Below are 22,157 nucleotides of genomic sequence, written 5' to 3'. Positions count from 1 at the left end.
GGTGGCGCCCAACTACCAGCATTGGGCCGCCGTGCGCGTGGCATTGGCCAGCGTACGCTCGCCGGTGTGGCTGATCTGGAAGTCGCCGCACGGATCATTAGCCATGCTGCCGGTGCGGGTAGCCCGCAACTGGTAAGTGGTAGCCGTCGGTGCACCTTGGGCGGCGATGGTGTAGTTGGCCGCCCCCGAAGCCGGCGCCTGGGAGGCGAAGCTATCGGCAAAATTGCCTTCGGCATCCAGGTAGGAGCCGTGGGAGGAGTAATAACGCTCCAGCGCCTGTGCGCCCTCCATCAAGGCGGCCTTCACCTCGGCCCGCTTGCCCCGCCGCACATACTCCGTGTAGTTGGGATAAGCGATTGCGGCGAGGATGCCGATCACCACTATCACGATCATCAGCTCAATCAGCGTGAACGCCTTACTGCTTCTCATCGAATCTGGTTCCAGGACTGACGGCCTTCGAGAACATTGATGGTATTGGCGGCCGGGATGCAGTCATCCACCCCGGTACCGCGGCAAAGCCAGTATTTCTGCGGGTCGATCAGGTCGAACGAGCCTGTGGGAATGCTACCGGACGAGCCGATGCCGGACGGTGGAAGCTTCCGGTCACCGACGGTGACCATGTCCGCTTCGGTGAACTTGCCATCCTTGTTCAAGTCCAGCAGGACATAATTGAGCCGCCCGCCAGTAGCCATATCGAGCACCATTGTCCAGCCGGAGCCACCGGCCAAGCAGGGGTCAGAAGAGGGAATGGCAGTTTCGATGACCAGACGATTGAGGAGGATGCGCGGAGCGAAAATAACCCGCTCGCCCTGCGCGCCTTTGATCGGAGAAGTCAGGTCGAGATACCAGCCACGCTTGTTGCTCCAGTCAATTGCGGTGGCCGGTGCGTCGAGTACCCGCACATCACGATCGAAGGCCTCGCCCTCGAACAGGATAGAGCGCTGGTCAAGGCTCGAACGGCCAGTGAAAGCGGTTGAGGCGCCGGTGCTCGTCAGCTTGTCCCAGATGCCGTAGAAGCTCTGTTTGGATGTGTCGACCACATCACTTGCGGTGTAGAGCCGGCCGGTGCCGAAGTAGACGACGACGCCCTGCGATACACCATCCGGGTGGTAGGCGATTTCCGGCTTGACGGTGATCGGTTGGCGCGCGCCCGCGGTATCTGTGGCAACGTACAGCGGCTGTGGTTTGTTGCCTGAGCTCAGGTTGACCTCGAAATCGCCAACACTGGAACCATTGCCCTTGAGGTTGAACTTCCACAGGTTTCCGCTCAGGTCTCCGGCATATACGTCCTCCACGTAAATGTTGCCCGAGCTGTCAGTGGCATAAACGAAGGATGGGCTGGACAGGCCGCCCGTCGCCTTGCCTGCGCGAACTTTGTTCACGGCGCCGGTCGCCAGATCGACGATGAACAACACCGAGTCATCATTGGTGCTGCCATAGCCATTGCCGAATATCGCCGCCCAGCTGCCGTCCTTCATGCGCCCGACCAACGGCTCGCCGAAGTTGTAGCCCAGATCGGCATCGTCCTTGATCTCCCACAACACCTTGCTGGCACTGAAGCCCGTGCCGGAGGCGTCTGTGACGTCCAGGGCAAACACGCTTTTCCCGCCGGCCCCGAGGCTGCCCAGAAGCACGGTACGCCACGCACCATTCAGACGGGCATCGCGAATGTGCAGCTTTCCGTCCACGAAGTAACGGTGCTTGTAGTCACTATTGGCAAGGAGCTTGGCGTTACCCAAGACACCGTTGGGCATGTAGGCGAACAACTCATTGCCATTGTTGGCGTTGAAGGCGTGCAGAAAGCCATCGTTAGCGCCGACGAACAGCACCGGTGGCTTGCTCGACTTGGCTGCGACGAACTCGGCGTAGGTCTGGTCGCCGCTCGCGACAGGTACCCGCCCATGGAAGCCCCAGTCCTGCTTGTTGGCCAACACCAGGGTGGAGTTGACGACATCGCCGAGCAGGGTCGAGCGTTTGCGGAACTTCCTGCCGGCCGGCGCCTCGTTCGTGCGGCTGCCCATCAGGTAGTTGAACAGCGCCTCATCATCGTTGAAATGCACCTTGAGTTCTGCGCCAAGGCTGCTCCAGTTCAACGCCTGGCCATGGTTGGTTCCCGCCGCGCCGTCGTGGGTGAACAGGCTGCGCGAGCTGAGTCCCAGTTTCTGCCCCGCCTCCCAGACTTCCTCGAAAATGATCCCGGCGCTGGTCTGCATGGGCTTTTTCGCCAGCAACTTTCCAGACCAGTCCGAGCTGGTATAGAAGGCCTCGTAGACCAGGGTGTTACTGTCCAGACGGCGGGCATTGGGCACGGCCGAGGTGTTCGACCCGGTACGATCGCTGATCGACGCGAGGGTCTCACCCAAGGCGCTGGCAAACTGCTGCGGGTCCTGGGCGCTAAAGAAACCACCCCGACCATTCACCGCCGCGTGCAGCAGGTCATCCAGCTTCGCCGGCTCACTGCTGGTCGGGCTTGGCCAAGTCACCGATGCACCATTTTTTACGGCGGCGAACGCAGTCTGCGGGTCGACGGTCCCGCTCATGCCCAGTCCGACCCCGAAGGTCACCATGTGCTGCCAGAACGCGGGGTCGGCCGGATCGGTTGGCACACGGTTGTCCAGGGCGTTATGCAGGTCGCGACTCCAGTAGTACATGGCGACGTCCGCCAGGGTGTTCTCCGAGCTGTCGCTGAACGGCGCTTTGGGCACATAGCGATAGCTCCGCCCATCCGGCCCGCTGATGGTCGGGCCGTTACTGTTATCAACGTTGGCGCGCGCGCCCTCCTTGGAGGCGGCGTCACCGTTCCAGTAGCCGTCCGTGGTCAGGATCGTGTAGCTCTGGCGGCAGGCATACTCCTTGCCCCCGGTCTGGCCCGGAGTCGAACTCCAGGGCCCCGACTCGTCCTTGCGCGAGTAATACTCGCCTGCATCACCTAGCGCCTTGCGCAGGGGGGTACCTCCTGAGGCGCTGGCGGCGAACAGCCAGTCATAAAACTCGGAGCGCCCGGTTCCCTCAAATCGACGCACGCCGCGCGCCAGGGTATCGGTCAGGTTGATTGCACCGTAGCCAACCCGAATATCCCCGGGCAGCGCGGAAAACGCCTGGCTGACCCCGGCCTTGGCCGACATGATGCGAGTCCGATAGTAGGAGAACCAGTTGGCGAAGTTCTGCTGCTCGGAGGTGCCTACGCTACGCTCGGCATAGCAGGCATCCTGGCGGGGATTGCTTGCACAGCTACCCCCTCCAACATATTCGTAATAGAAAGCGGCGCCTGCACCACTTTCCGCCCCTACCGCAAAACCGTTGTAGTACTCGACGTTGCTGCAACGCCTGTTCAAGCACTCATAGCTGTTGGGCGAGAAGTAGTCATCCATGATCGCCATGTAGTCGTTGCCGAGGTTGACCGTCAGCCCCCCCGTATAACCATCCACGAATGCGGCCGCGAAGGTCGCATTGGCATAGCGTTGGCCGTCACTCTTGACTGGCGGCAGGTACTGTACAGTCGGGTTGTAGTAGGACTTGTTCAGGTGGCTGGAAGCCAGGTAGCGATGACTTGCCTTCGAGCAGAAATGCAGGTTCTTGCCGGCATAGCTGCCCCGCCCCGTGCACTCTCGCCGCTCGTACCATTCGCCCGTGCGCTCCAGATACGCGGGCTTGAGTTCATCCGGGAGGAAGCCCCAGCGCATCGAGCCCGAATCATCCAGGATGAACATGAGGTTGGGCTCGACCTGGCCACCCAGGTTCAACGGAACCTGCCCTGGCACGAATGCTGCCAGGGCACTATGACTGACCACAAAAGTCAGCAGGCCGGCCACCAGTGCCCGTACCGCAAACGCATATTTCGAGCGGTTCATCGGTGTCTTCCTTCGATCAGTTCTGGCTGCGGATGGCAATGGCCACGGTGGAGCGCAGGTGCACTTCGGCATCCCCGCCGGCGTAACCGGTGGCCTCGACGTTGAACAGATAGGTCCGGCTCAGGCAGTCGAATGCCCGGTTCTCGGCAATCGAACCGTCGGTTTCGCAGACGAAGCTGGTCGCGCCGCCCGACGCTCCGTAAAAGTTGCGAACCTGACAGACCGGCTGCCGCGGTTTGTTGTGAAGTTCGGCGGGAGGGGTCCATTGCGTAGCCGTCACCGTCGGGCAATCGGTCTTCGCCAGGAACAACTGGGTAGGATCGACGCTGGCTTCCACCTGCTGTCGCACATAGGCCTCGCCCACCCGCAAGGCGCTCTCGGCTGCCTGGAACGCCACGTTGTAGTCCCGCGCGCCGCCGGCCATACGCTCCTGCAGGGTGCTGCCGGACATCGCCGTAACCCCCAACACGGTTAGTGCCAGGAGTGCGATCAGGCAAACCAGCAGCACTGCTCCTTTTTGCTTTTGCATGCTTATCCTTGCCTCATCAGTCGACCCGATTGCGCAGGGCCACAACTGTGCTGAATACCTGGCGCAGGCGACCATCCGCCACCACTGCCGCCCCCCCGAACTGGACAGCCTGGTCCAGTGCTCCCGCCACTCGCTCATTGCTGGCCAGCAGCAGATCGATCTTCACCGTGCGGACATCATCCCAACGGTTCGCCGCTTCCACCTCGGCCGGGCTCAGGTAGGTCTGCACACCAACGCTGTTATTCACCGCCACGCCGAAACTGGTGCGCAACGACTCCACCCCCTCCACAACCTCGTTGGTCTGCGGTGGAACCTGCGCCGCATCGCGGACAAACAATGCACGGATAGGCTGCCCGTTTGCCGTGACGCGGCCGGTATCCGCCACGTAAAAGGTCCTGTAGGCGAAGCCCACTACTCGCGCAGGGCTGTTGAACGCGATATCCGAGAATTTGAAGCCGCCGCATTTGGCGTTCTTGTCATTGGTGCTCGCGGCATGAGCCAGTGTCACCTGGCCGGAACCCGAGGAGTTCGGCTTGTTGGTGATGCGGATGACCACCGCCTTCTCCATGTCTTGCACCATCACCGCATGGTCCTGTTGCATGCTTGGGCAATAGGCCGTCACCTTGAGATTCGCATTGAGTGACGGTTTGAGCAGTTCACCCGCGGTCAGAAAGGACTCGCAGCCATCGTTGGAGAAGATCGCCACCTGGTCGGTGCCTACCGCCCCAAGCTCGCCGGTTGCCGTGACGCGCTGCCCCCATATAGGGCGATTCATGGCACTCCATCCACCTGGGTCTCCGTTGGCGGCGACCACGCAAATGTCCTCCTCATCAAGACGAGCCCCCACCCCAACGCCCGCAGGGCGCAGTTCGGCGGCCAGGTATTGCAGGGCGAAGCGCCCGTTTTCCTGCAGGTTTCCCGCGACCCCCCGGAGAAGGAAGGTGTTCTTGTTGCTGATGAAGACCTGGAGAACCGCCAGACTGATGACCAAGCCAATCGCCATGGCCACCATCAGCTCCACCAGGCTCAAGCCGCGCTGCTTCTGCATGAGCACCCCGTCAAATCTGCGTGACGAAGGAGAATTGCTGGGCGGCGCTACCACCCACCCGCTCCTCGTTCCATTGAACGATTACCGTGAAACGGCCACCGTTCTGCACGACACCGCCATTCCCCTCTGGTAGTTGCCTGGCAAGGTTGGTGCGCCATTCCGCCAGGTCCCGCTGGAAAGGCAGGCAGGTTTCCTTCGCTGGATCACAGGCCAAGGCGGCACCGACCGCCAGGTTGTAGAACCCCGCCTGCGCATCTCCGCGCGCGGCGCGCATGCGATCAGCCATTTCATAGGCCAGGAAAGTCGCATGGGAGCGCACGGACGCTAGCTGGTTAGCCTTAAGCGCGGTGAGCTGCATGGCTGCCAGACCCAGCACTCCGATGGAGAAAAGGAGCACTGCGACCAGGACTTCGATGAGGGAGGCTCCCCGCTGGTACGACACGCTCATTTGCAGCTTCCCCTCTGCAGAGAAATCGAACCGGACAGCTCAATGGAAACACTGCGATTGAAGGTGGCGCAGCCCAGCGATGTATCCTTTGCCGTCAGGGTAAGCGCCATCCTGGCCGCGCTTACCAGCCGGCCCTGCGAGTCGAAAAGGATGTTTTGCAGCCCTGTCGGGGTGACCGCCAATGCGTTCAGGGGAGGGAAACGACGCAGCTCCAAGCTGTCCCGCTCGCGCAACAACTGCCAGCTACCATCGGTTGCCAGCGGTCCTTTTAACCTGATGGTCTGCGATCCTTGGACTGCTTCGCGGCGCGCATAGTTGAGCATGCTGGAGAACGCATCAAGTTCTGCCGCTGCCTGGTTCTCGCGAAGTAGCTGGGAAAAGTTCGGTGCTGCCAACCCGATCAATACTGCGAGCACGACGAGCGTGACCAGCAGTTCGATCAACGTGAATCCTCGCTGCGACATTCCCTGCCCTCAAAGGATGGTACGAACCTGAGCGGGCAGACACCCGCGCGACGGAGCTTCCTACCCCGACCTTGCCGACCTTCCATGACGAGCGGTCGAGATTTAACGACCAGCGGCAATTTACGCGCAGATAGTAGCTGATTGGTACTACCGTTTTAAATCACGTTTTATGAACTGCGAGCTTGCCCACAAGATTGACCGGGACGGTGCCGCAGAACGGGCCACCAGGCCTACCCTGGCAATCACGCACAGCCGCTAACGCCAAGGCGTCCCTCAGCCCAGGCGCCCCTCTGGCGCATAGGGCTGCGGGTCGATGATCGGCTCGCGGCCAAGCATCAGATCCATCAGCAGGCGACAGGATGCTGGGGCGAGCACCAGCCCGTTGCGGTAATGACCGCAGTTCAGCCACAGACCGTCCGCGCCTGGCACAGGGCCGATGAAGGGAATGCCTTCGGGCGAGCTGGGACGTAGTCCCGCCCAATGTCCTACCACCTCGGAATTGGCCAGTTCTGGCAACAGCTCGAAAGCGGATGCCTTGAGGCTCTCCAAGGCTTCGTTGGTAGGGGTCTTGTCGAAACCGGCATGTTCCAGGGTGCTGCCCACCAGGATATGGCCATCCCGGCGCGGTATCGCGTAGCGCCCTTTCGCCAACACCATCGCCGGCAAGAAATCTTCGGCACACTTGAAGAGGATCATCTGCCCCTTCACCGGTTCCACCGGAAGCGCCAGCCCCAGGCTGGCCAGCAGGTCGCCACTCCAGGCGCCAGCCGCGAGTACCACATGATCGGCCAGGATCTCACCCTCGACCGTATTCACCCCAACTACGCGTGCTCCATCGCGGATAAAGCTCTGCACTTCGCACAACTCATGCAGGGTCACGTTCGGCATATGCAGCAGTGCCTCACGCAGAGCACGAGTCAGCCGCGGATTTCGCACGTTAGCCACGCCGGCCATATGGATAGCGTGCCGGAAACCCGGCCCTAGCGGCGGCACGGCAGCGTGTACCTTGGCAATATCGACCGTGGCTAATGGCCGCTGCTGAGCCTTTGCCCAGGCGAGCGCTTCCGCCTCATCCTCCAGATCCAGCCAATAAAGCCCGGTGACGAATACTTCGGGATCAACGCCGGTTTCCGCGAGTAATTGCTGGCCAAGCTGTGGATAGAAATCCTGCGACCAATGCGCCAGCGCGGTCACCGCCGAACTGTAGCGCCAGGGGTACAGCGGTGAGACGATGCCACCACCGGCCCAGGAGGATTCGCGTCCTGCGCTCGATCGATCGAGCAGCACTATCCGTATTCCAGCAGCTGCGAGATGAAAGGCTGTCAGCAAGCCGATCACTCCCGCCCCGATCACGATTGCATTTTCTCGACTGGTATTTGGCATTGGATTTATCCGACCTGGCAGGAGTTGCGTCGGACCAGCCTGGGGACGTGGGGCTACAACTAGCAGCTATGAAGAACGCGCTGGATGGTAGACCTGCAGGCTAGTACCGAAACTTGGCATTATGCCCGCTGAATGATCTCCATGGGACGGCCGGTTAGATGCCCTAGTCCATGCGCACTCGAAATGATCAGCAAAGTCGCTTGTGCGGATTGGCGCAGAAGTGATGCTGTGCGGCCTGGAGCTGGCGCGAGCAAGACGCACAAAGTCGACGAACAACACAGCTGGCCCTCCGGAGCAACACTTCCACTCCAAAGGGCCAAGCGGCTCAATCGATTTCCTTGTACCAATACTCTCTGCGTCGAGCGTCCAGGTCGATCTCAGGTGGCTGCTTGCAGAACGGGCCAAAACACACCGTTTCGCCGATGTCAGTGATCACCGAGGTCGGTGGTGGCGGGAAACCTCCACCAACCGCCAAAGAGGAGCGGTCATCGCCAGAGATACCATCGAGATCGGTGACAGGAGTACCGTCCTCGAAATTGACGACATAGATACGCGCAATTCCTAAGCCGCTAGTACAACTACTTCTGTCGACAGGCTCCGGCTGGTTGGTTGCAAAGAACACACTCCCCCCCGCCGTGACCGCGTTGCCAACCGACTTCTCACCATCCGCCAGGTTGAAATACCAGCCTCGCGCCGCAAGCATTTGCTCTTTTGCTGCGGCTTTTAGCGTCGCGTCCGACGACTGAACCAGATTGTCGGTGGCGTCGTACAACTCGGTTATCGTAATAGTGGATTGGCCATTTCCACTGAGGCCGACACTGCGATCCTTGAGCATGAAGAAGTGGTTATCTACCGAAGTGTCGAATGGATGCTCCCGATCACCGGAGCCCAGCAGGATTGCATCGAAGGGCCCTCTATCGTCACTGCCATACACCACATCAGGTACATAGAGGAACTTACGCGCATCCGCCCCCGTCCCTCCCAGCGAAGCAAAATGGTGGACTTCCCATTCATCTGGATCTTGATCAGCAATATCAACGCGCCAGATGTTAGCCCCGGTATCCGCCGCATACAGTCGATCTGCGTAACCGTCGCGGTTACGGTCGATTACCGCGATATCGGCGGCAATGCTGTACCTCATGCCAGAGACGGACTCCTTGCTATCTCCGCCATCTGGAGCGGGTCCGGCCTGCCAGATCACGTTACCGGTTATAGCGTTTATCACCAGAATGCCGCGCCCCGTGGTGGCGGCGGTGGCGGGTTCGGCATCGTCAGCCACGGCGTCGTAGCCGGCCCCCATAATCAGTACCGGGGTGGCGACGCCTCCGATATTCAACTTGGCAACCTTGGCCTCCGACCAGCTCTGCCCAAACTCGTCGTAGCCATCGTCGCAGCCGCTGGCGAAGCAGCCCCGCTTCCATAGCAGCTTGGGTGTTTCAGGCACTGAAACATCCAAAGCATAGATGAACCTTCCCCCTCTCCGCATGGTGACATACAGGTAGGCCTTTTCGCCGCTGTCGCCTTCGATGCGCCCATCGCCGTCGATGTCGTTCGTATAGATACTGATGTTGCCATCCACGGAATAGGGTTTGTTTGCAGAATCGGGAACCGGGTTAGACGGCACATTGATGGCGGGAGAGTTATCGCGCAATCGCTTGAACTGGCCAAAAAACTCCGGCATGGCGAATGCCCAGAGTTCGGTGCCGCCGTCATCGGCCGTCTTGCCTCCTTTGACCGCGCGCAGGAGTCCGTCATTCGCGCCATAGAACACCACGATGTCCTGCTCAGTGGACGAACGGTTGAAGTTGATAATCGCTGGGCGCGAATGCACCACGTCACCGTGGAGAGACGGTCGGACTTCTTCGCTGTTCCGTTCCGCCGGAGTCGTATTGTCGGCCCCACGCACCCAGTTGATGAGTGCATCACGCTCAGTATCATTAGCCACACCAAGCGCTGCCGTCGCAACATTAGTGTTGGTGAATGGTGTCTCGCTCAACAGGCTGTTACTGCCACAATCGCCTGTGCAGGTATAGAGATTTCGGGTCGGATAATCCGCACGGTGCTGCTGGGCAGCGCCGCCTTTCTCCACCACGTCGCCATCCGGGCTGTCCGAAGCGGTAATGTCCTCGCGGTAGTCCCAATAGTCGGAAACATCGGTCCAGAAACTCTTGGCATTGCTGCGGATAAAACCAGTCGTTGGGCTCTGCGCAGCAATCGGCGGGCTGCTCGCATCGGCCAGATAGAGCACTCCCGTCGCCGAGTCCTTGGCGAACTGGTAGAGCTTCAGGTTGCCATACCAGCGCGGTTTGGCGAACGCATCGGGGCGGAACATGCCCATATACACTTCGTTCAGGTAGGTGCCGCGCACGTTCACGCTCACCGGCAGCGCGGTAGAGGCGAACACGCTGTTGACGTCCTGGATCTGCTTGAAGGTGTTATCGAGGACGGTTTTCAACTCATCGGCGTTGTAGACGGCGTGATAGTCGCCGCCCCCTTGATGGGCCATGCTTTTGAGCAGCGCTGTGCCATCCGGCCCTTGTCCTGTGGTTACGGGCGAAACGTCGATCGTATAGGTCTGGATCAACTTGCCCTTCAGGAAACGGGCGTATTCATCCGCCCAGTTTTCCTGCCGTCCACTGGGGGTCAGGCTGATCTGGGACGTATTGCCGCCACGAGTGGTTAAAAGGGCTCTGGCTTTGGTGTTTTCGCCCTGGTCCGGTGGGCCATTGCTAATGAAAATGATGTAGTTCGAGGCGCATCCGTTTGTTATGGGCTTGGCATAACGCGGTTTGCCGTCAAATGCAGCAGTGTCAGTCTTGATCTTGTCGCCCGTTCGAGCGTTGAACCCCTCAAAGTACAAATACGCCTCATCCATAGCATAGGCATACTGTGCGGAGCTCCCCTTGTCCGTACCCTCGTCCAAGCCCTTAATAAGGTTTTCCAAGGTATCTTTGTTCGCACTGGTCATCCGCTGTATTGCAGACCGTACGTATCCACCGCTATTCGAAGAGTCGTCGCCCTTTTCGGAAAACAACATCAGGCCGACGTTGTATGCATCCTCATCGAAGCCTTTAACTACAGCAGCCAACGCCTCCCGCTCTATATCGAACTTGCTTCCCGTCCCCGATGACGAACTCCAGTTTGAGGTGTTGTCCAGGATGATCAATACATTCGGACGCGTATCGCTTTCAGGGTTGTTGGTCATGAAGAGGTCTGTGTCCTGCGCCTGAGCCCCTCCCGCCAAGACGAGAAGCCCCCAGAGGAGCATCCGCGAGCCAAAACCAGGACATTTCATTTTTCCGTCTCCTGAACCTACAGGGGGCATGAACCGTAAGGCATGACGATTGAAACGCCTTGCCGTATGACTACCTTGCTGCCGGTAGCCGCATCATCGACCGTCGCAGAAAGCTCCCACTGAGTATCCTCAGGAGGGAAGAGCATCGTAGCGGAGTAACCCGACTTGACTTGAGACCCTGTGCACACCGGTGCACTGACGCTGACGCTGAGACCACTCACGGTCAGGGTGCGCGCCGCCGGCACTTTGAATGCGCTGATGGAGCTGATCGTTTGCTCGATGGCGTCCTGAGCGGCAGCTTCCGCCTCTTGCTGGGTCTGAACGTTGAATATGATGCTCTGGTTGACGGTGCTCGAACTGATGGCCGAAACACCCAGCAGGGCCATCACCACCAACATCAACAAGGCGACCACCAAGGCGGCCCCCGTTTGCCTGTCAGTATTGGTCATCATATTTCCTTCCGGCTGCTGAGGTTCATCGCGCGAACGACCGCGTTGAACGCGTGGCGCTTGAAACTGCCACCGGGAGTGACGTTGACGTCGCCCAGTACGTAACTCTTGGTGTCGGTGAAGCCCGCCGTGGCTTCAGCTGAACGTGCCAACAGGTTGACTTCCACAGCCACGACGCTCTCCCATTCCGCCATTGAGTTCGGCAGCGCAATGTAACGGTCAGGGGTACCATCGTCGTTGTCATCCAGACCATAGCGCAGCTGCAGGTTTTCGATCCCCTCGGCAACAGGCGTTGAGATCAGGGCACCGTCCTTCAGTTCGCGGCGCCACAGCGAGGGAACTCCGTCGCCGGCCCCGGCGCAATTGCTGCAACCACGCAGGTAATAGATGTGAACGACATATTTACGGATATCTGCCGCCGTTGTGCCGTCTTTTTTCTTGAGCGTGAACTCATCAGCATCCCCCCCCCCCACCAAGACCTCATTCGAGCGAGTCTGAATGTAGTAATCAGAGGCGTTCAAACTTGCGGCAGCAGTCACTTGAGTGGACGACCGACGAATAACCAGCACGTCTCCGCCTACATAGCCTGGCAGGCAACTGATGGGAGCCGAACCCGCCGCGGCGTAGCCTTGCACCGGAGCACCCATTGCATCCTCGAGGGCAGTTACCGATAGCGTGCAACTGTTGGGCATGCTGGCCGGTACTTTGAGATTAGAGAACTCACCGTAGAAGCCGGCATGGCGAATATCGTCGCGCAGGACCTGAAGTGCGTAACGGCCATTCTCCAACTGTTGACTGTTGCGCGTCAGCTCACTGTAGCTCTGGCTAGAACTGATGATGACGTTGGACACGCCAAGCAACAGCACCACGCTGACCGTGAGGGCAACCATCATTTCAACGAGGGAAAAGCCGCTCTGTCTTATAGCCACCCTGCCTAACTCCCGTGTATTAGCGCTAGTCATCGATGCGGCCCAGTCAGTCCAGAGTGGCAAAGCGAACGGTTCGAGTAACTACGCGACGCTGCGCATCATTGCCATAGAGGTTTTGACCACAGGTGTTGGTCGGTGCTCCAGTCTCGGACAAGCCTTGCCAAGCCACACTGACTAAATAGCTTTCACTTGAGCCGGTGATACAGCCACGGGCTCCGACCATGGCGCCCACCGAACTACTGCCTTGTGTTTCCGCAGCTCCTTTCAGCAGAGCATCCCAAGCAACCAGGTCGGCGTCGGCAATGCTGTTGCATCCAGTCCCGGAGAAGCTGCTGCCAGATCCAAGGGGATTGGTCTGCGCATAGCAATTTCGCGCTGGTCGGTTGGCAGTCATTCGGGCGGCAATGTCCTCCAACAGAACCAGAGCCTGGGCGCGTTGGTATGATTCGATTTCGGCTTGATGTGCGCGAACCATCATGGCCGCCATACCCAGCAGGCCAACCGAAAGCACAAGAAGTGCTATCAGCACCTCCAGCAGACCGACGCCGGATTGCCCTCTGAACTCGCCCCGCTTATTCACTGCAAGCCCCCGAGCGCGAAAGCCGGGCATGCCCGGACATGTCTACATTCACGATGCGGCGCGTCGCTGCAGACTTGCAGACGGAAACCGCAGCACTAAGACCTCCGCTGACACGGCCATTGGGCAGGTAGGTGAAACTGGTCGGGGAATCGCCAAAATCGAGATCGCCCGGTGCGTCCCAGACTTTGAGAACGCCGTCCTCACTAGTGACTTCCCAGCCAGCTACCCAATCATCATCGACCGCAGCTACAGTCACATCCTGATTACGCTTGATGGCTTCACTACGCGCGAAATTTAACGCCGCCAGCAAATCATAGGACGCTGTCTTGACCTGCTGGTTGGCTATAAAGCTGCTGAAACTCGGCACAGCCATGACTGCAAGAATGGCAATGAGCGCCAGTGTCACCATCAGTTCCACCAAAGTAAATCCGCGACTCGGAACGACCCTCATCGCCACTCTCCCGTCTTCGCTCCGGTGCTGGAAAGTGTCTGGTTACCATCTCCTTCTTGAGCTGACCCTGACTTGGGTGTGGCGGTAATCAGGTAAGACGGGGGAGTAGCTGCGTTGTTGACGCCGGGAGTTATGGTGTAGTTCTTCGCAACACTGGCCGGCACCGTTACTCCCAGCTGTGTCAAGGTGCCGTAGCTGCGAACATCCATGAAGTACTGTTGCTGGCGACTGGCGATATCCAGCATGAGTTGCTGGACTTCCGAGCGATTCGCCCGAACCACGTATTGCGTGTAAGAGGGATAGGCAATTGCTGCCAGAATGGAGATCACCACCACCGCAATCATGAGCTCTATTAGGGTAAAACCGCCCTGTTTAGTTCTGTACACGAGGCCACCTTGCTGGTTGTACGAACGGAGGAATGCCGGATTCAACTTCACGGCTCTCGACATCAGTTGAGATCCTTTCAACTCACTCATTCTCCACCCTCCAACTGCCGACGCGACTCTCACACCAACAATCGCCTTGGTTCTGATCGCTAACTTGACCACTGCCACTGCCCCACAGCCCTCGAAAATTGCAGTTATCAGGTGTAAAGGCGTAGCACAATCACGCATATAGGATGCCCCTTTCCCACAGACCACATAGTGACCTGCCACCAAATTTCGGAGTTTTCCTAGTCACCCAAAGACCGGGGGGGATTGAGAAAATCCTTCAATTCCAGAAGCTTATAGGCCGGATCAGACTGACGTCCTTTTATCGGCGACGGGCGGGCCAAGACCACGGACGACAGGTCGCCCATTTGTTCACGCCTGAGGAGCACGGATGCTATGGCTGGAATCCCTCGCGGCTTTACGCTTGTCGAGGTGCTGGTGGTGCTGGCGCTTGCCACGCTACTCGTCAGCCTCGGGGTACCCGCAATGACAGACCTCATACGCTCATACCAACTTAGAACTGCAAGCCACGCACTCTTGGTCAGTTTCAACCAGGCAAGGCAAGCTGCTGCCACCAGGAGGGTCCCGGTGCTGGTCGACAATCTGCACGAAAATTGGTCTGCAGGATGGAGGGTTTACGTCGATCAGAACAATAACGCCAGGTGGGACGAGAGCGAGCCGGTACTGGCGGAAGTCGGACCGCAGCCAGAGGGGGTGGTAATCAAAGGGAACGCCCCGGTGCGGCGCTATGTACGCTATACGCCAACAGGGCGGACCTCAATGGCCAGCGGAGCATTCCAGGCGGGAACCCTGGTGCTCTGCCACAACAACGGCAGGGTCGCTGTTCGAAAACTGGTGATCAGTGCGACAGGCCGGGTACGCCGCACCCAAGAAGCACCCGGCCCCTGTTGATGCCCCGAAACACCCGATCAACCTACGTTGACCACCCGCAATTCCTTCGGCATGGAGAAGGTCACGTTCTCCGGCCGACCATCCAGCTCAACGGCTACCTCGGCGCCCCACTCCCGGAGCTGATCGATCACGCCTTGCACCAGCACCTCAGGTGCGGAAGCGCCAGCGGTGATGCCGACACGCTGCACTTTGTCGAACCATTCGCGCTTGAGGTCTTCGGCACCGTCGATCAGGTAGGCCGGGGTATCCATACGCTGCGCCAGTTCGCGCAGGCGATTGGAGTTGGAGCTGTTGGGGCTGCCGACGACCAGAACTACGTCGCTCTCATGGGCAAGCTGCTTGACCGCGTCCTGGCGATTCTGGGTGGCGTAGCAGATGTCGTCCTTACGCGGACCGCCTATGTTGGGGAACTTGGCGCGCAACGCGTCGATAACGCGGCTGGTGTCATCCATGGACAGGGTTGTCTGCGTGACGAAAGACAGTGCATCGGCGTTGCGCACTTGCAAGCGTTCCACGTCGGCCTCGTCTTCAACCAGGTAGATGGCGCCACCGTTGCGGGCGTCGTACTGGCCCATGGTGCCTTCCACTTCCGGGTGACCGGCGTGGCCGATGAGGATGCATTCGCGGCCGTCGCGGCTGTAGCGCGCAACTTCCATGTGCACCTTGGTCACCAGCGGGCAGGTGGCGTCGAACACCTTGAGGCCGCGACGGTCAGCTTCCTGGCGCACCGCCTGGGAGACGCCGTGGGCGCTGAAGATGACGATGACGTTGTCCGGCACCTGGTCCAGTTCTTCGACGAACACGGCGCCACGGGCACGCAGGTCTTCGACCACGAACTTGTTGTGCACGACTTCGTGACGCACGTAGATCGGCGGGCCGAAGACTTCCAGGGCGCGGTTGACGATCTCGATGGCGCGATCGACGCCGGCGCAGAAGCCACGCGGATTGGCGAGTTTGATTTGCATGGCGGTTACCTCGTCCGGCCGCAGGCGATCAGGCCGGTTTGACCGACAGGATCTCCACCTCGAAGGCGAGAGGCTTGCCGGCCAATGGGTGGTTGAAGTCGATGGTCACATGGGTGTCGTCTATCAGCTTGACCACCCCGGGCAGCTCGGTATTGGCCGCGTCGTTGAAGATGATCAGCAAGCCTTCGGAAAGCTCCATGTCCTGGAAGTTGCCGCGTGGCATCACCTGCACATTCTGCGGGTTGTGCTGACCGAAGCCTTGCTCGGGCTCTATGGCCAGCACGCGCTTGTCACCGCTCTTGAGGCCGAAGAGGACGCTCTCGAAGCCCGGCAGCAGGTTACCGTCGCCCACTTTGAAAGTGGCCGGATTCTTTTCGAAGGTGCTGTCCACCACGTCGCCGTTATCCAGCTTGATGGCGAAATGCAGGGTGACTTCCATGTCCGGCCCTATGCGATGTTCAGTCATGGGCAGGTTCTCCGGACTTCTTCGCTTTGAACATATCCAGCGCCAGCATCAGGGCGCCGACGGTGATGGCGCTATCGGCCAGATTGAACGCCGGGAAGTACCAGCGGTTCTGCCAATGCACCAGGATGAAATCGACCACGTGGCCAAGCACCACGCGGTCATAGAGGTTGCCAAGGGCGCCGCCCAGGACCAGCGCCAGCGCAACAGCCAGCCAGGTTTCCTCAGGCTTCAGGCGCTTGAGCCAGACCACCAGGACGCCGCTGACCACCAGGGCAATTGCAGCGAACAGCCAGCGCTGCCAGCCGGAGCTGTCAGCGAGGAAACTGAAGGCCGCGCCGGTGTTGTAGGCCAGCGTCCAGCTGAAGTAGCCAGGAATGACCACGATCTGCTGATAGAGGTTGAGCTCGGTTTCGAAGAACCACTTGCTCGCCTGGTCCAATACGAACACAAGGACCGTGAGCCAGAGCCAGCCGAGACGACCGTATGCCTTAGGCATAGTGACGAACCTCGCCGGCACCATCGATGTTGTCCACACAGCGACCGCACAGATCCGGGTGCTTCACGAACTGGCCGACATCGGCGCGGTGGTGCCAGCAGCGGCCGCACTTGGTGTGGGCAGACTTGTGGATCTTCAGCTTGAGGCCGGGAACCTCGGTTTCCACGGCATCGGCCGGCGCGCTGGTGAGCGGCTGCACATCAGCGGCAGAAGTGATCAGCACGAAACGCAGTTCATTGCCCAGTTTGGCCAGGCTGGCCGCCAGGGCGTTCTCGGCGAAGAGGGTCACTTCGGCCTGCAGGTTGCCGCCGATGGCCTTGGTGCTGCGCAGGTTTTCCAGCTCTTTGTTGACCGAGGCCTTGACGGCCATGACCTGTTCCCAGAACTCGCGCCCCAGTTCGGTGCCTTCCGGCATCTCGCCAAGGCCCTGGTACCAGGTGTTGAGCATGACCGATTCGTTGCGCTCGCCCGGCAGGTACTGCCAGATTTCCTCGGCGGTAAAGGCCAGGATCGGCGCCACCCAGCGCACCAGCGCCTCGGCGATGTGGAACAGCGCGGTCTGGCAGGACTTGCGCGCCACGCTGTCGGGCGCGGTGGTGTACTGGCGGTCCTTGATGATGTCCAGGTAGAAGCCACCCAGCTCCTGCACGCAGAAGTTGTGCACCTTGGAATAGACGTTCCAGAAGCGGTATTCGCTGTAGGCCTCTTCCAGCTCACGCTGCAACAGCAAGGCGCGGTCTACCGCCCAGCGGTCCAGGGCCAGCATGTCTTCGGCGGGCAGCAGGTCCTTGGCCGGATCGAAGCCGTTCAGGTTGGCCAGCAGGAAACGCGCGGTATTGCGGATGCGGCGATAGGCATCAGCGCTGCGCTGGAGGATCTGCTGGGAAACGGCCATCTCACCGGAGTAGTCGGTGGCCGATACCCACAGGCGCAGGATGTCGGCCCCCAGGCTGTCGGTGACCTGCTGCGGGGCGATGACGTTGCCCAGGGATTTGGACATCTTGCGGCCGCTCTCGTCCACGGTGAAACCGTGAGTGAGAAGCTGGCGGTACGGCGCATGGCCGTCGATGGCACAGCCGGTCAGCAGGGAGGAGTGGAACCAGCCGCGATGCTGGTCGGAACCTTCCAGGTAGAGGTCGGCGGCAGGGCCGCTGGCATGGCCCAATTCGGCGTGGGAGCCGCGCAGGACGTGCCAGTGAGTGGTACCGGAGTCGAACCAGACGTCCAGGGTATCGCTGATCTTGTCGTATTGGCCGGCCTCGTCACCGAGCAGTTCGGCGGCGTCCAGCTTGAACCAGGCCTCGATGCCTTCCTGCTCGACGCGCTGAGCCACCTGCTCCATCAGTTCGACGGTGCGCGGATGCAGGTCGCCGGTGGCCTTGTGCAAGAAGAAGGGAATCGGCACGCCCCAGTTGCGCTGGCGCGAGATGCACCAGTCCGGACGGCCGGCGATCATGCCATGCAGGCGCGCCTGGCCCCAGCCCGGAACAAACTCGGTCTGCTCGATGGCGGTCAGCGCGCGCTCGCGCAGGGTGGCGCCCTGCTGCGGCTGCTTGTCCATGCCGACGAACCACTGAGCGGTGGCGCGGTAGATCAGCGGGGTCTTGTGGCGCCAGCAGTGCATGTAGCTGTGGCTGATGGATTCGTGCTTGAGCAGCGCGCCAACTTCTTCCAACTTGGCGACGATGGCCGGGTTGGCCTTCCAGATGAACTGGCCGCCGAAGAACGGCAGGTCCTGGACATAGACACCGTTGCTCTGCACCGGGCTGAGGATGTCGTCGTTGCTCATGCCGTACTGCTTGCAGGTACGGAAGTCGTCCTCACCGTAGGCCGGCGCGGAGTGGACGATACCGGTGCCGGCGCCCAGCTCTACGTATTCGGCCAGGTAGACGGGCGACAGGCGCTCGTAGAAGGGGTGGCGGAAGCGGATCTGGTCCAGCGCCTCGCCCTTGGCGGTGGCGATGACCTGGCCTTCCAGGCCGTAACGTTGCAGGCAGGATTCCACCAGTTCTTCGGCGAGGACCAGCAGGCGCGCGCCAGTATCGACCAGCGCATAGTTGAATTCGGGATGGACGTTCAGCGCCTGGTTGGCCGGGATGGTCCAGGGGGTGGTGGTCCAGATGACAATGGCAGCGGGCTTGGCGAGGCTCGACAGGCCGAAGGCGGCGGCCAACTTGTCGGCGTCCTCGATCGGGAAGGCGACGTCGATGGCGTCGGACTTCTTGTCGGCGTATTCGACTTCAGCTTCGGCCAGTGCCGAACCGCAATCGAAGCACCAGTTCACCGGCTTCAGGCCTTTGAACACGAAGCCTTGCTTGACCATTTCGGCCAGGGCACGGATCTCGCCCGCTTCGTTGGAGAAGGCCATGGTCTTGTAGGGGTTGTCCCAGTCACCCAGGACGCCGAGGCGGATGAAGTCAGCCTTCTGGCCCTCGATCTGCTCGGAGGCATAGGCGCGGCACAGCTCGCGGGTCTTGTCTGCAGGCAGGTTCTTGCCGTGGGTGGTCTCGACCTTGTGCTCGATGGGCAGGCCGTGGCAATCCCAGCCGGGCACATAGGGGGCGTCATAGCCTGCCAGGGTCTTGGAGCGGACGATGATGTCCTTGAGGATCTTGTTGACCGCGTGACCGATGTGAATGCTGCCGTTGGCATAGGGCGGGCCATCGTGCAGGACGAACCTTGGGCGCCCTTCGCCGATCTGCCGCAGCTTGCCGTACAGGTCGATGCTGTTCCAGCGCTGCAGCAGTTCCGGCTCGCGCTGGGGCAGACCGGCCTTCATCGGGAATGCCGTCTCTGGCAGGTTCAGGGTCGCTTTGTAATCGGTCATTTCAGTCCAGGCTCTTCAATTTGATTGAGTACCCTGCCAATAGGCACGGGCGGCAGCGACATCCGCATCGATCGCCGACTTCAACGCCTCCAGGGAGGCAAAACGCTGCTCATCGCGCAGCTTGTGGTGGAAGGTCACGCTGATCCGCCGGTCATAGAGATCGCCGGCATAGTCCAGCAGGTGGACCTCCAGGTGGGCGCGCCCGTCACCCTTCACGCTGGGACGCACGCCGATGTTGGCAACGCCGGGCAGTTGCCGGCCATCCAGCTCCACGCTGACCAGGTACACGCCGTTGAGCGGAACCCGGCGACGCTTGAGCTGCACATTGGCAGTCGGCGTGCCCAACTGACGACCGAGTTTCTGCCCATGAAGCACACGGCCGGTGATGGTGAATGGACGCCCCAGCAGGCGATCGGCGAGGGCAAAGTCACCGTCGGCAAGCGCCTGGCGCACCCGGGTACTGCTGACCCGCAGGCCATCCAGCTCAACGGTGGCGGCAGCCTCGACACTGAAGCCTTCGGCATCGCCGGCCTGCTGCAGGAATTCGAAGTCGCCGGCACGGTCGCAGCCGAAGCGGAAGTCGTCGCCGATCTCCAGGTGTTTGGCACCCAGCCCCTCCACCAGCACCGCATGGACGAACTCGGCAGCGCTGAGCTCACGGAAACGGCGATTGAAGGACAGGCAGAGCACCCGGTCCACGCCCTCGCGGGCCAGCAATTCGAGCTTGTCACGCAGGCGTGTCAGGCGTACCGGGGCGGTGTCCGGACCGAAATACTCGCGAGGTTGCGGCTCGAAGATCACCACGCATGTGGGCAAACCCAATTCAGCCGCGCGCTCGCGCAACCGCTTGAGAATGGCCTGGTGGCCGCGGTGCACGCCGTCGAAATTGCCGATGGTGGCGACGCAGCCCCGATCTTGGGGCCGCAGGTTGTGTAGGCCTCGAACCAGCTGCATAGCACAAGTCTTGTTCACAAAGTGGTCGATTATACGCACAGCCGGCGCTGGACAACAGGCGCTACAGACCTGCCAGCGCGACAAGTGGCGATGAGTCGGAAGTCAGCGAATCACACGGCGCGCCGCGCAAAGTCACGAAGACGGAAACCCAGTAGTGCCAGCATGCCGAAATAGGCGATCACACCGGCGCCTACCAGCGCACCCAGACGCAGCAAGCGCTCGGCCATGCCGCCCAGCTCCCAGGCCGGCAGCAGATGCATCACACCCAGCAGCACGGCGCACATCACCACCACCGCCAACACCAGCTTGGCGAGGAACTTGCCCCAGCCCGGCTGCGGCTGGAACAACTGCTGCTTGCGCAGTTGCCAGTAGAGCAAACCCGCGTTCATGCAGGCGGCCAGGCTGATGGCCAGTGCCAGACCGGCATGACGCAGCGGGAAGACGAAAGCGAGGTTCATCAACTGAGTCGCCACCAGGGTGAACACGGCGATCTTCACCGGTGTGCGGATGTTCTGCCGCGCGTAGAAACCAGGCGCCAGCACTTTCACCAGGATGATCCCGAGCAGGCCCACGGCATAGGCAATCAGCGCGCGCTGGGTCATCAGCGCGTCGTTGGCGGTGAACTTGCCGTACTGGAACAGCGCCACCGTCAGCGGCTCAGCCAGCAGCGCCAAGGCCAGGGTGCAAGGCAGCACCAGCAGGAAACACAGGCGCAACCCCCAGTCGAGCAGCTGCGAGTAAGCATGGCGGTCGTCACTGGCATAGGTCTTGGCCAGGGACGGCAGCAGGATGGTACCCAGCGCAACCCCGAGCACGCCCGAAGGCAACTCCATCAGGCGGTCGGCGTAGTACATCCAGGAAACCGAACCCGCCGCCAGGAAGGACGCGAAGATGGTGTTGATGATCAGTGAGATCTGCCCGACGGATACCCCGAAGATTGCCGGCCCCATCTGCTTGAGTACGCGCCAGACACCGGTATCGCGCAGGTTCAGGCGCGGTAGCACGAGCATGCCAATGCGCTTCAGGGCCGGTAGCTGGTAAAGCAACTGCGCGAGACCGCCCGCCAGCACCGCCCATCCAAGGGCCATGATGGGTGGGTCGAAATAGGGCAGCAGGAACAACGAGAAAATGATCATGCTGACATTCAGCAGCGTCGGCACGAAGGCTGGCACCGAATAGCGGTTCCAGGTGTTGAGGATGGCCCCCGCCAGGGACGACAGCGAGATCAGGAAGATGTAGGGAAAGGTCACCCGCAACAGGTCGGTGGTCAGGGCGAACTTTTCTGGCGTATCGGCAAAACCCGGCGCAGTCGCCCAGATCACCCAGGGCGCCGCCAGCATGCCCACGAGAGTCACCAGCGCCAGCACCAGGCTCAGCAGGCCTGAGATGTAGGCAATGAAGGTGCGGGTCGCCTCTTCCCCCTGCTGGGTCTTGTACTCGGCCAGGATAGGGACGAAGGCTTGGGAGAATGCGCCCTCGGCAAAGATCCGGCGCAGCAGATTGGGCAGCTTGAAAGCCACGAAGAAGGCGTCGGTGGCCATGCCGGCGCCAAAGTAGCGCGCGACAATGGTGTCGCGAACGAAGCCCAGTACGCGGGAGAGCATGGTGATGGAGCTGACGGCCGCCAGCGACTTGAGCAGGTTCATTCAGGGGTCCGGACAGGAATGGCACGACCCGCC

The 22,157-nt window shown here is 60.7% G+C and carries 20 protein-coding genes; 1 reads left to right on the top strand and 19 read right to left on the bottom strand.

Translation table 11 applies throughout. The features are described 5' to 3' along the window. Positions 1 to 12: 12 nt before the first annotated feature. From E8F20_RS17380 to E8F20_RS17320, 13 genes are all read right to left on the bottom strand, one after another. Positions 13 to 429 (bottom strand): type IV pilin protein, encoded by a 417-nt coding sequence (locus tag E8F20_RS17380; RefSeq protein WP_280284832.1) that lies wholly within the window; start codon positions 427 to 429, stop codon positions 13 to 15. Beyond that, positions 426 to 3,812, bottom strand: coding sequence for a PilC/PilY family type IV pilus protein (locus E8F20_RS17375; RefSeq protein WP_280284831.1), 3,387 nt, complete (start codon positions 3,810 to 3,812; stop codon positions 426 to 428). The genes E8F20_RS17380 and E8F20_RS17375 overlap by 4 nt, the downstream gene beginning before the upstream one ends. A gap of 55 nt (positions 3,813 to 3,867) precedes the next feature. Further along, on the bottom strand, positions 3,868 to 4,380 hold the full coding sequence (locus tag E8F20_RS17370) for a PilX N-terminal domain-containing pilus assembly protein (protein WP_280284830.1): 513 nt from the start codon (positions 4,378 to 4,380) through the stop codon (positions 3,868 to 3,870). Between the two features lie 16 nt (positions 4,381 to 4,396). Further along, on the bottom strand, positions 4,397 to 5,428 hold the full coding sequence (locus E8F20_RS17365) for a PilW family protein (RefSeq protein ID WP_280284829.1): 1,032 nt from the start codon (positions 5,426 to 5,428) through the stop codon (positions 4,397 to 4,399). Positions 5,429 to 5,438: 10 nt separating this feature from the next. Then, positions 5,439 to 5,876, bottom strand: a complete 438-nt coding sequence (gene pilV / locus E8F20_RS17360; RefSeq protein ID WP_280284828.1) for a type IV pilus modification protein PilV — start codon at positions 5,874 to 5,876, stop codon at positions 5,439 to 5,441. Beyond that, the gene (locus tag E8F20_RS17355; protein ID WP_028630367.1) at positions 5,873 to 6,340 is read right to left on the bottom strand and encodes a GspH/FimT family pseudopilin; all 468 of its coding nucleotides are present in this window, start codon (positions 6,338 to 6,340) and stop codon (positions 5,873 to 5,875) included. The genes pilV (E8F20_RS17360) and E8F20_RS17355 overlap by 4 nt, the downstream gene beginning before the upstream one ends. Positions 6,341 to 6,613: 273 nt before the next feature. Beyond that, positions 6,614 to 7,723, bottom strand: coding sequence for a glycine oxidase ThiO (thiO, locus tag E8F20_RS17350; RefSeq protein WP_280284826.1), 1,110 nt, complete (start codon positions 7,721 to 7,723; stop codon positions 6,614 to 6,616). Between the two features lie 325 nt (positions 7,724 to 8,048). Further along, entirely contained in the window at positions 8,049 to 11,018 is a 2,970-nt protein-coding gene (locus E8F20_RS17345; protein ID WP_280284825.1) for a PilC/PilY family type IV pilus protein, read from the bottom strand. A gap of 17 nt (positions 11,019 to 11,035) precedes the next feature. Next, positions 11,036 to 11,467: a PilX N-terminal domain-containing pilus assembly protein gene (locus tag E8F20_RS17340; protein ID WP_280284824.1), complete on the bottom strand. Its 432-nt coding sequence runs from the start codon at positions 11,465 to 11,467 to the stop codon at positions 11,036 to 11,038. Beyond that, positions 11,467 to 12,396, bottom strand: coding sequence for a PilW family protein (locus tag E8F20_RS17335; RefSeq protein WP_280284823.1), 930 nt, complete (start codon positions 12,394 to 12,396; stop codon positions 11,467 to 11,469). Before E8F20_RS17335 ends, E8F20_RS17340 begins: the two co-directional genes overlap by 1 nt. Before the next feature lie 46 nt (positions 12,397 to 12,442). Further along, the gene (gene pilV / locus E8F20_RS17330; RefSeq protein WP_280284822.1) at positions 12,443 to 12,976 is read right to left on the bottom strand and encodes a type IV pilus modification protein PilV; all 534 of its coding nucleotides are present in this window, start codon (positions 12,974 to 12,976) and stop codon (positions 12,443 to 12,445) included. After that, entirely contained in the window at positions 12,969 to 13,427 is a 459-nt protein-coding gene (locus E8F20_RS17325; protein ID WP_280284821.1) for a GspH/FimT family pseudopilin, read from the bottom strand. Before E8F20_RS17325 ends, pilV (E8F20_RS17330) begins: the two co-directional genes overlap by 8 nt. Continuing rightward, the gene (locus E8F20_RS17320) at positions 13,424 to 13,903 is read right to left on the bottom strand and encodes a type IV pilin protein (protein WP_280284820.1); all 480 of its coding nucleotides are present in this window, start codon (positions 13,901 to 13,903) and stop codon (positions 13,424 to 13,426) included. The genes E8F20_RS17325 and E8F20_RS17320 overlap by 4 nt, the downstream gene beginning before the upstream one ends. 351 nt (positions 13,904 to 14,254) lie before the next feature. Between E8F20_RS17320 and E8F20_RS17315 the strand changes: the two genes are divergently transcribed. After that, the gene (locus tag E8F20_RS17315; RefSeq protein ID WP_348529634.1) at positions 14,255 to 14,770 is read left to right on the top strand and encodes a GspH/FimT family protein; all 516 of its coding nucleotides are present in this window, start codon (positions 14,255 to 14,257) and stop codon (positions 14,768 to 14,770) included. Between the two features lie 17 nt (positions 14,771 to 14,787). Here E8F20_RS17315 and ispH read toward each other — a convergent pair whose 3' ends face one another. The 6 genes from ispH to murJ form a co-directional block, all read right to left on the bottom strand. Next, positions 14,788 to 15,735 (bottom strand): 4-hydroxy-3-methylbut-2-enyl diphosphate reductase, encoded by a 948-nt coding sequence (gene ispH, locus E8F20_RS17310; RefSeq protein ID WP_280284819.1) that lies wholly within the window; start codon positions 15,733 to 15,735, stop codon positions 14,788 to 14,790. A 28-nt stretch (positions 15,736 to 15,763) separates the two neighbouring features. Then, entirely contained in the window at positions 15,764 to 16,201 is a 438-nt protein-coding gene (locus E8F20_RS17305; protein ID WP_280284818.1) for a peptidylprolyl isomerase, read from the bottom strand. Beyond that, complete coding sequence (gene lspA, locus E8F20_RS17300) at positions 16,194 to 16,697, bottom strand: signal peptidase II (RefSeq protein ID WP_280284817.1); 504 nt, start codon at positions 16,695 to 16,697, stop codon at positions 16,194 to 16,196. Before lspA ends, E8F20_RS17305 begins: the two co-directional genes overlap by 8 nt. After that, a complete protein-coding gene (ileS, locus tag E8F20_RS17295; protein WP_280284816.1) occupies positions 16,690 to 19,524 on the bottom strand; it encodes an isoleucine--tRNA ligase in 2,835 nt (944 codons plus the stop codon). Before ileS ends, lspA begins: the two co-directional genes overlap by 8 nt. Positions 19,525 to 19,539: 15 nt before the next feature. Then, positions 19,540 to 20,478, bottom strand: a complete 939-nt coding sequence (gene ribF / locus E8F20_RS17290; RefSeq protein WP_280284815.1) for a bifunctional riboflavin kinase/FAD synthetase — start codon at positions 20,476 to 20,478, stop codon at positions 19,540 to 19,542. Positions 20,479 to 20,588: 110 nt separating this feature from the next. After that, positions 20,589 to 22,124, bottom strand: a complete 1,536-nt coding sequence (gene murJ, locus E8F20_RS17285) for a murein biosynthesis integral membrane protein MurJ (RefSeq protein ID WP_280284814.1) — start codon at positions 22,122 to 22,124, stop codon at positions 20,589 to 20,591. Positions 22,125 to 22,157 lie beyond the last annotated feature (33 nt).

The organism is Pseudomonas sp. BN415 (assembly GCF_029871195.1).
GTDB lineage: Bacteria > Pseudomonadota > Gammaproteobacteria > Pseudomonadales > Pseudomonadaceae > Metapseudomonas > Metapseudomonas resinovorans.
Note: the sequence above shows the minus strand (reverse complement) of the source record. Positions and strands in the feature narration are given on the sequence as shown.

What these genes read in the sequence shown, in the direction of transcription:
- E8F20_RS17380 (WP_280284832.1), bottom strand. Translation starts at nt 429, where the DNA reads ATGAGAAGCAGTAAGGCGTTCACGCTGATTGAGCTGATGATCGTGATA.
- E8F20_RS17370 (WP_280284830.1), bottom strand. Translation starts at nt 4,380, where the DNA reads ATGCAAAAGCAAAAAGGAGCAGTGCTGCTGGTTTGCCTGATCGCACTC.
- E8F20_RS17365 (WP_280284829.1), bottom strand. Translation starts at nt 5,428, where the DNA reads ATGCAGAAGCAGCGCGGCTTGAGCCTGGTGGAGCTGATGGTGGCCATG.
- pilV (WP_280284828.1), bottom strand. Translation starts at nt 5,876, where the DNA reads ATGAGCGTGTCGTACCAGCGGGGAGCCTCCCTCATCGAAGTCCTGGTC.
- E8F20_RS17355 (WP_028630367.1), bottom strand. Translation starts at nt 6,340, where the DNA reads ATGTCGCAGCGAGGATTCACGTTGATCGAACTGCTGGTCACGCTCGTC.
- thiO (WP_280284826.1), bottom strand. Translation starts at nt 7,723, where the DNA reads ATGCCAAATACCAGTCGAGAAAATGCAATCGTGATCGGGGCGGGAGTG.
- E8F20_RS17345 (WP_280284825.1), bottom strand. Translation starts at nt 11,018, where the DNA reads ATGAAATGTCCTGGTTTTGGCTCGCGGATGCTCCTCTGGGGGCTTCTC.
- E8F20_RS17340 (WP_280284824.1), bottom strand. Translation starts at nt 11,467, where the DNA reads ATGACCAATACTGACAGGCAAACGGGGGCCGCCTTGGTGGTCGCCTTG.
- E8F20_RS17325 (WP_280284821.1), bottom strand. Translation starts at nt 13,427, where the DNA reads ATGAGGGTCGTTCCGAGTCGCGGATTTACTTTGGTGGAACTGATGGTG.
- E8F20_RS17320 (WP_280284820.1), bottom strand. Translation starts at nt 13,903, where the DNA reads ATGAGTGAGTTGAAAGGATCTCAACTGATGTCGAGAGCCGTGAAGTTG.
- E8F20_RS17315 (WP_348529634.1), top strand. Translation starts at nt 14,255, where the DNA reads ATGGCTGGAATCCCTCGCGGCTTTACGCTTGTCGAGGTGCTGGTGGTG.
- ispH (WP_280284819.1), bottom strand. Translation starts at nt 15,735, where the DNA reads ATGCAAATCAAACTCGCCAATCCGCGTGGCTTCTGCGCCGGCGTCGAT.
- E8F20_RS17305 (WP_280284818.1), bottom strand. Translation starts at nt 16,201, where the DNA reads ATGACTGAACATCGCATAGGGCCGGACATGGAAGTCACCCTGCATTTC.
- lspA (WP_280284817.1), bottom strand. Translation starts at nt 16,697, where the DNA reads ATGCCTAAGGCATACGGTCGTCTCGGCTGGCTCTGGCTCACGGTCCTT.
- ileS (WP_280284816.1), bottom strand. Translation starts at nt 19,524, where the DNA reads ATGACCGATTACAAAGCGACCCTGAACCTGCCAGAGACGGCATTCCCG.
- ribF (WP_280284815.1), bottom strand. Translation starts at nt 20,478, where the DNA reads ATGCAGCTGGTTCGAGGCCTACACAACCTGCGGCCCCAAGATCGGGGC.
- murJ (WP_280284814.1), bottom strand. Translation starts at nt 22,124, where the DNA reads ATGAACCTGCTCAAGTCGCTGGCGGCCGTCAGCTCCATCACCATGCTC.